Source organism: Lyngbya sp. CCY1209 (assembly GCF_035615495.1).
Lineage (GTDB): Bacteria > Cyanobacteriota > Cyanobacteriia > Cyanobacteriales > Microcoleaceae > Limnospira.
Genome location: NZ_JAJENU010000543.1, coordinates 1 through 6,343, shown reverse-complemented (window position 1 = coordinate 6,343; position 6,343 = coordinate 1). Strand labels below are relative to the sequence as shown.

At 53.6% G+C, this 6,343-nt stretch carries 7 protein-coding genes; 3 read left to right on the top strand and 4 right to left on the bottom strand.

Going from position 1 to position 6,343, the window contains the following annotated elements; genetic code table 11:
* Positions 1-361 precede the first annotated feature (361 nt).
* Positions 362-1,498 carry a HetZ-related protein 2 gene (locus tag LKE08_RS18550; RefSeq protein WP_324705739.1) on the bottom strand — a complete coding sequence of 379 codons (1,137 nt, stop codon included), beginning with the start codon at positions 1,496-1,498 and terminating at the stop codon, positions 362-364.
* 238 nt (positions 1,499-1,736) lie between these two features.
* Between LKE08_RS18550 and LKE08_RS18545 the strand changes: the two genes are divergently transcribed.
* Positions 1,737-1,910 carry a glutaminase gene (locus LKE08_RS18545; RefSeq protein ID WP_324705738.1) on the top strand — a complete coding sequence of 58 codons (174 nt, stop codon included), beginning with the start codon at positions 1,737-1,739 and terminating at the stop codon, positions 1,908-1,910.
* Positions 1,911-1,944: 34 nt separating this feature from the next.
* Here LKE08_RS18545 and LKE08_RS18540 read toward each other — a convergent pair whose 3' ends face one another.
* A complete protein-coding gene (locus tag LKE08_RS18540; RefSeq protein ID WP_324705737.1) occupies positions 1,945-2,262 on the bottom strand; it encodes a hypothetical protein in 318 nt (105 codons plus the stop codon).
* A 3-nt stretch (positions 2,263-2,265) separates the two neighbouring features.
* Between LKE08_RS18540 and LKE08_RS18535 the strand changes: the two genes are divergently transcribed.
* Together LKE08_RS18535 and LKE08_RS18530 are read left to right on the top strand one after the other, a co-directional pair.
* Complete coding sequence (locus tag LKE08_RS18535) at positions 2,266-2,613, top strand: cache domain-containing protein (protein WP_324705736.1); 348 nt, start codon at positions 2,266-2,268, stop codon at positions 2,611-2,613.
* Positions 2,600-3,778 (top strand): PAS domain S-box protein, encoded by a 1,179-nt coding sequence (locus tag LKE08_RS18530; RefSeq protein WP_324705735.1) that lies wholly within the window; start codon positions 2,600-2,602, stop codon positions 3,776-3,778. The genes LKE08_RS18535 and LKE08_RS18530 overlap by 14 nt, the downstream gene beginning before the upstream one ends.
* 151 nt (positions 3,779-3,929) lie before the next feature.
* Here the strand turns inward: LKE08_RS18530 and LKE08_RS18525 are convergent, their stop codons facing one another.
* The gene (locus LKE08_RS18525; protein WP_324705734.1) at positions 3,930-4,121 is read right to left on the bottom strand and encodes a hypothetical protein; all 192 of its coding nucleotides are present in this window, start codon (positions 4,119-4,121) and stop codon (positions 3,930-3,932) included.
* 293 nt (positions 4,122-4,414) lie between these two features.
* Positions 4,415-6,343: glycoside hydrolase family 9 protein (locus LKE08_RS18520; RefSeq protein WP_324705733.1), on the bottom strand; the 1,929-nt coding region annotated here is incomplete at its 5' end.

Below are 6,343 nucleotides of genomic sequence, written 5' to 3'. Positions count from 1 at the left end.
GCGATCGACATTGCGCCAGCCGACGCTGCCATCGGGCTCGACAAAATAACAAGCTTGGCCGGTGGTGGGGTCGGCAAAGATGTCCTTCCGGGGTTCGCTGTACAGGTCCCAGCGACTATATTCCGGAGCCCAGCGTGTCCAACAGCCATTTTCTTGGATCGCCCAGAGTCTATTCATAATTCTTTACGTTTTGGGTTGACGAATGAGTGGATCACTCAACGTCAGATTGTACCAGGTTTGGAGCCAGCTTGGATAACTTTTTCAACCCGATCGCGCCGGGGTTAAAATTGACAGTAATGCCAGGTATTTGATCGCAGTTGTCCCCCATTCTCTCTGGTGGCGCTAAAGCGCAACAACGGGGTTAAGCATCGGAGGAATCCGAAGACCGGTTGCGGATAGTTTGGGCGGCGAGGTAAATTTTTGTCCATTCGCCCTGTACTTGGGAGACTTTTAAATGCAATTGTTCGGCGATCGCCTTGATGGAATCTTTCGCTTTCAGGCGGTCGATAATTTGCCGCTGGGTGGGGGTCAAACCGCCCCACAATTCATCCCATTCGGTTTGGGTCAGGCCGAGGCGGTGGGTGGCGAGGGAGGTTCCCAGCCAGTCCGTCACCAGTTCCGGCGCCTGTTTGAGGGTAAAATTGCGGACGGCGTGATAGCCGACTTTTTCCCGAATTCGGTAGACTTGTTTGACGGGCAATTGTAACTTTTCCGCGATCGCTTCTTGGGTGTATCCCTGCAAATAAAGTTCCAGCCAGGTCGCCGCCACGGGATCGACTTTTTCCTTCAAATAAGTGGCGAATTTTGTTTTCACCAACTCCCGCTGAAGTTGCTGGTCGGCGATAAATTCGATGTCTTCGTATTCCGCGATCGCGCGATCGTCGAGGAGGCTGATCGGCTCGTCCCCGTCCCCGACGACGATTTCCTCCGAAACCTGCTTCACCCACTCCCCGCCGGGTACTTGGGTGAGTCCCCCCCGGTGGGAACGACGCAGGTAGTTGACAAATCGATACACCAACAGCGGTTGGTTGCGGACGGGCCGCAGGCAGTATTCCTCCACCGCCGTCAGCAGCAGGGCATTTCGGAGGCGGGAATCGTCGGTGCACTGAGCGATCCAGCGGATTTGTTGTTGCAGGTGGCGATCGCGGTCCAGCATCGCCTGGACGACCTCTTCGAGCACATCCACCACCTGCCGCTGGCGATCGCGACTCGTGGCCACCCAGGTGCGGATCTTCTGGCGCAGGATGGCCAAACTCCCCAACCGCCGCATCAAATTTCGGTAGGCCTGTTCCGGGGAAACGTCCCAGTAGCGCTGTTGCAGAATCCGGTAGCGAAAATTCAACCCCGCCTCGAAGGCGTTTTGGCGGTCGGGTTCCAGGGTTTCCCAGCGATCGGGATGTTCTCCCAACAGCCACCGCACGACACTCTCGCGGGTGTCGGGACTCATTTCGGGATGGTCGGTTTGCAGGCGGTCCCGCCAACGGTTTTCCAGAGTCATGCAATCGCGCGATCGGGTGGACGTTCGGAGGCTCCAGGGGCAACTCCCTCCCGACAATCATACAACAGCCTCCGAGATCCTTCTCGGTCGTGCTATTTGTGTGGGCGATCGCCGGATCGGGATATTTCTGTCAGTAATTGATGGCCCCCGGTAGTCCCCCTTGCCAAGGGGGACGGCGACAGCCGGGGGTTCTTTGAGCGCATTTTCATCGAGAATTGGCATCAGATCCTAATATTAGATGTTGGGCGTGGGCACGTTTTCGCCCCTCCTCGACGCCAAAGGCAACAGCGTCCGGGGGATCAAAGTCTGCGAAGATCTCTCCCGAGATTTCGGCTTGCACCTGTTCAATTTCGCCGAACCGAAACACAATTTGCAGGAATGGTTGGATGGGGGGAGCGTCGATGATTGGTAACAATCGGGCGGTTTTTTCTTCAGTTTAAAAGGCCTTAAATCTGGCAAAATTTGTCAAAAAAAGACCGATCGCCCCGATTGTAGCGATCGCCCGTCAACCGAAACAGTTGCTCCTCCCTCAAACTCCGAATTGGAATGATTGACACGGAAGCGCGATCGGGAAATAATGGCACCGTATCCCGACGGTACGTTTTCTCCTTCAAACTCGAATATCGCGAACCGACAGCGGGGTAAAACCCGCCCGGTTCGGCGTCATCCGAATTGGCGATCGCTCCGATGCGGTGTATTGCGGAACCAACGACGGAAAGTTTCTCGGGGTGAGCCGCTCGGATGCCGATCCGAAAATATTTCAACTCATGGCGAGCAATCCGTCAACGGACTACATGATGCACTTCCACGGCATCGACGTGAGGGGAAATCGCAGGTTTTTTCTTGAAGAAGTTGCCCCCTACGATCCGCGACTTCGACCTTGGTACAAAGTGGCGATCGCGGCGGGACAACCCACTTGGAGTCCGGTCTATTTGGATTTTACAACCAAACTCCCCACCGTCACGGCCAGCATCCCGGTTTATGAAAAGTGGGGATATCGGTTGCTGGGAGTTTGCGGTGCCGACGTTTTGCTGTCGGAAGAGTTGCGACAATTCCTGAACAATTTGCAAATCGGCGAGTCCGGACAGGCGTTCATTTTTCATGGAGCAGATTAACGCCAACAATCGCATCGCAGTTTTGCTGTGTATCGCGGCGGCGATCGTGGCGATCGCGGTCGGAATTTTGACCTCCCGCTGGATTGCCAAACCGATCCGCGACCTGAGTGAAGCCTCCGCGAAAATGAGCGACGGCAAACTCACGCAGACGGTGAAAGCGAAGGGTGTGGAAGAACTCGAAACCTTGGCGCAGTCTTTTAACCGAATGGCGCACCGATTAAATGAATCTTTTGAAACCTTAGAACGAAAAAATGCCGACCTCAAACAAACGGGAGATGCGCTGGCGATCGCGAAGGAACAATTGGAAGCCATTTTAAATGCCGTCCCCGGTTCCATTTCCTGGATCGATTCGGAGGGTCGTTACATCGGGGTCAACGAATATTTGGCGCAGATGCTCAATTTGTCACGGGAGGAAATTATCGGCCGGGAAGTCGGATTTGTCGATAATAGTCCGGAATTTACAACATTTATCCGCCAGTTTCTCGCCAACTCAGAGCCATTTTCTTCCCGGGTCATTGCGATTCGGGTCGGCGATCGCACCCATTACTATTTGATGGCGGCTCGGAAGTACCAGCAAGGAAACGCGGCCGTCACGGTGGGGATCGACATCACCGAACGGAAAAAAGCGGAGGAAGCCTTGCGGATCGCCGAGGAAAATTACCGCAGTATTTTCGAGAACGCTTTGGAGGGGATTTTTCAGTCGAGCGTGGACGGACATTTCATCAGCGTCAACCCGGCGATGGCGCAAATTTACGGCTACGATTCCCCCCAGGAAATGCTTGATCGCGTCACGGCGATCGCCACCCAAATTTATGTCAATCCGGACGATCAACAGGAGTTTAAACGCCGTCTCCAAAGGGATGGTCAAGTCAAAAACTTTGAATATCAAGTTTATCAAAAAGATGGCCGTATCATCTGGATAGAAGAAGATACTCGCTCCGTGCGGGACAGTCAGGGCAACATTCTCTACTACGAAGGGATCATCCAAGACATCAGCCAGCGGAAGCGAGACGAAGAGGACTTGAAGCGACAAATTCAAGAATTAAAAATCGAAATCGACCAGCAGAAGCGGGAAAAAGATGTCGCCGAAATTACGGAAAGTGACTATTTCAAAGAGCTGCAGATGACGGCGGAAAGTCTCCGATTCGACGATGATGATTGGTAGATGCAATCCAAACCACTCCTCGCCCGAATTGAAACCGGACTCGAACGACGTCATCCCCCGTGATCCGGCGGGCGATCGAGAACCGGCGGGAAGATCCACCTCCACGCCGACAAGCCGGGAACCGCCGCTCCAAATTTGAAACCCGCCGGATTCAGGGGGCGATCGCATCGGGGCTCAACGTCGCCCGCAGCGCCCACCGGGCGCGATAGGTGGGGGAGCCGGTGATCTGCGACACACCGATCGCCACCACGCGATCGCAACTGTATTCTAACCTAGCGCACTCAATTTCATCCGTAATTTCACCGAGTCGCCTGATCGCGATCGCTTCCTTTTCCCGCCACATCCGAGATGATTAACACAGACACCTATTCGGAGCAAACATTTGCACTCACCTCTCGTAGCATCTCTCCTGGATTGAGCTAAATCTTCAGGACTATTGTTAAATTGATAGCAAGTTGAGGGGTTGTCTGGGTCAACTCGAACTCGAAAATCCGATCGCAAAATCCTGCGTCGATTGACGGGCAGGCCCGACTTTCCCTTCGGCTATTTGAGAACACGGTTGAATTAAATCGGCAGCTCGAAAGGGCTGTTTTTTTTTGGCGAACGACGCCGTTGCCTCCGTCGTTCGCCTTGACATTACGGAGCTACAAACTTCGAGAGAAGTTTGATATAACTACTTTGATAATAAATTGCCGGTTCGGTGAATTCCCAAGACGCTTGGAACGGATCGTTCTCGTCCAAATAAGCCTTCATGGGAGGTTCGTCAACCTGGGTTTGCAACTCTCCACCACTGTAAAATTGATTGGCACCGCCCGTCAAATAGCCCGGAGCCGGACCGTTGGAAGAGGTCAAAGCATTGTCGTAAATCCCGTCTCCAAACCATTCGTGGTACATTTCATTCGCCGAATTTTCCGCACCGTATTCATACATATTGCTCAGATAAACCATATTGAGCGGGTTGACGCCGTGCAGGTAATGGAGGTGGCTCAAAGCTCGGGCTTCGTAGCTCTCCGAATTTTCCGGGTCAATTTCATACAGCACGGCATCATAATTGGTGTTGCCATAATTGGCTTGAACTTCGTTGCTTCCCCAGTGATATTGGTCGTCCTCCATGTAAGCCCGGTAAGGGGTGAGGGTGGGATTTGAGCCGTAGGATAGCGGGTTGTAAAGAACCATGTCTTGAAAGCGATCGCGCAGTTCGGTTTTGAGGGTTTCATCCGCCTCGGGAAGTCGGGTGTAAAACAGGAGGGCATCCCCTTCAAACGCACGGTATCGCGACCAGGTATAGTCCAGAAAAGGCTGGGTTTTATCGAGGTTTTCGCGGAGGTTATCTTCATATTCCGCCTCTCCCGTGAGGGCAAATAAGTAGCTCGACGCCACCACCGATCGCGCCTCCTGTTCCGCCAAACTCAGATCGGCATCGCCCGCTTTAATTTCCAAGTCGTCAACATCTTCGGTTTTGGGGTTGCTTTGATACCAGTCCCAGGCTGCGATCGCCCGCCGTTGCAACTCTTCGGCGTCGGCTTCCAAGGCGGGAAACTCCTTCAAAACGAGGGCGGCGTGGGCGAACATTCCCGCGGCCGAAATACTGGCGGCGGAAGATTTGGGTCCGTAATATCGGGGGCGATCGTCGAGGCAGGGGCGTTCCGCCGCATTGTTATCGAGGTTTCCCAATTTAATAAATACTCCCCCGTCATCGTCCTGCATTCGCATCAGCCAATCCAACTCAAATTTGATTTCGTCAATCAGGTCGGGAATCTCATTTCCCGATTCCGGAATGTTGAAATCGTCCGTCCAAATTTCCGGGTTTTCAGAGTAAGCCGTCAACAGTTGGTGGACGGGTTTGCTGGCAAATGTCACGTACTTGTTGGTATCTCCCGCGTCGAACCAACCGCCGCGCATATCCCGGGCCAGTTCGGGGTTATCTTTATCGTGGATATATCGCGCTTCCGTATCCTGTCCGGGTCCGAGAAAAGCCGCCCCGTCCGTCCACCTGGGATCGGCGTAGGGTTCTTCTTTGGCAAAGCCGCTGCGCTGATAATAGAAGGTTCGGGTGGCGGCGACGAGAATCTCTCGGTAAACATCTTCGGCGATGTCAAATTCAAACGATCGCTCCCCCGTTTCCGCATCGAAGACGTAGTAGGAACCCGGCGTCGTCACCTCCGAAAAGTCGAACCACCAGGCGCGATCGCCCGATTGAGAATGCACCTGGCCGTCCATCCACTGTGCGATCGTTCCCGAATAAACCATTTCCTCGGAATCTGCATTCCAAATTTCATAGGTCGTTCCGGGAGTGAAATCCTCGTCGCCATTAAACCCGACTTCCGGATCGACAATCACGGCAACCTTGGGATCTTGGGGACGATAACCAAACTGATCGACGATTATGTAATTACCACTTTCCTGAATATCGGCAGTTTCGTCAACTACCGGTTCGGATTCCTCATCGGGAGTATCGGCGACAACGGGAGTTTCCGTTTCCTCATCAGGAGTATCGGCGACAACCGGAGTTTCCGTTTCCTCATCGGCAGTTTCGACGTCCTCATCGGGAGTATCGACGACAAC

What these genes read in the sequence shown, in the direction of transcription:
- LKE08_RS18550 (WP_324705739.1), bottom strand. Translation starts at nt 1,498, where the DNA reads ATGACTCTGGAAAACCGTTGGCGGGACCGCCTGCAAACCGACCATCCC.
- LKE08_RS18545 (WP_324705738.1), top strand. Translation starts at nt 1,737, where the DNA reads ATGTTGGGCGTGGGCACGTTTTCGCCCCTCCTCGACGCCAAAGGCAAC.
- LKE08_RS18530 (WP_324705735.1), top strand. Translation starts at nt 2,600, where the DNA reads ATGGAGCAGATTAACGCCAACAATCGCATCGCAGTTTTGCTGTGTATC.
- LKE08_RS18535 (WP_324705736.1), top strand. Translation starts at nt 2,266, where the DNA reads ATGGCGAGCAATCCGTCAACGGACTACATGATGCACTTCCACGGCATC.
- LKE08_RS18525 (WP_324705734.1), bottom strand. Translation starts at nt 4,121, where the DNA reads ATGTGGCGGGAAAAGGAAGCGATCGCGATCAGGCGACTCGGTGAAATT.